Genomic DNA, 843 nt, shown 5'->3' on the forward strand with positions numbered 1-843 from the left:
GTGGCGCCCTGACGGTGGAAGCCGTGCTGGGTTCGCGCTCGCCGTTCGACGCACGCATTCACGCTGCCCGGGGCCAACGCGGCCAGATCGACTCTGCGGCCGCTTATCGCGCCCTGCTGGGTGAAAGCAGCGAAGTGTCGCAATCCCACGAAAACTGCGACAAGGTCCAGGACCCGTACTCCCTGCGTTGCCAGCCACAAGTCATGGGCGCCTGCCTGACCCAGTTCCGCCAGGCGGCCGAAGTACTGGTGGTGGAAGCCAACGCCGTGTCGGATAACCCGCTGGTGTTCGCGGCTGAAGGTGACGTGATTTCCGGTGGCAACTTCCACGCCGAACCGGTGGCCATGGCGGCGGACAACATGGCGCTGGCCATCGCGGAAATCGGCTCCCTGAGCGAACGTCGCATCTCGTTGATGATGGACAAGCACATGTCGCAACTGCCGCCATTCCTGGTGGGCAATGGCGGTGTGAACTCCGGCTTCATGATCGCCCAGGTGACGGCGGCGGCATTGGCCAGCGAGAACAAGGCACTGGCGCATCCCCATAGCGTCGACAGCCTGCCGACGTCAGCCAACCAGGAAGACCACGTGTCGATGGCCCCGGCGGCGGGCAAGCGCCTGTGGGAAATGGCCGAGAACACCCGCGGTGTGCTGGCGGTGGAATGGTTGGCGGCTTGCCAGGGCCTGGACCTGCGCAATGGCTTGAAAACCTCGCCGGCGCTGGAAAAGGCGCGCGGGATCCTGCGCAGCAAAGTCGCGTTTTATGAGAAGGACCGCTTCTTTGCGCCGGACATCAATGCCGCCAGTGAGCTGCTGGCAACGCGTTGCCTGAACGAGCTGGTGC

1 protein-coding gene is annotated in these 843 nt (G+C 64.5%); it reads left to right on the forward strand.

All coding sequences use genetic code 11. The annotated features are described in order from the left end of the window. The coding region (locus HX786_RS31615; protein WP_178913096.1) for an aromatic amino acid lyase at window positions 1-843 on the forward strand (843 nt) is incomplete at both ends.

The sequence above is a fragment of the Pseudomonas sp. 21615526 genome (assembly GCF_013386245.1).
In the GTDB taxonomy this organism is placed as follows: domain Bacteria; phylum Pseudomonadota; class Gammaproteobacteria; order Pseudomonadales; family Pseudomonadaceae; genus Aquipseudomonas.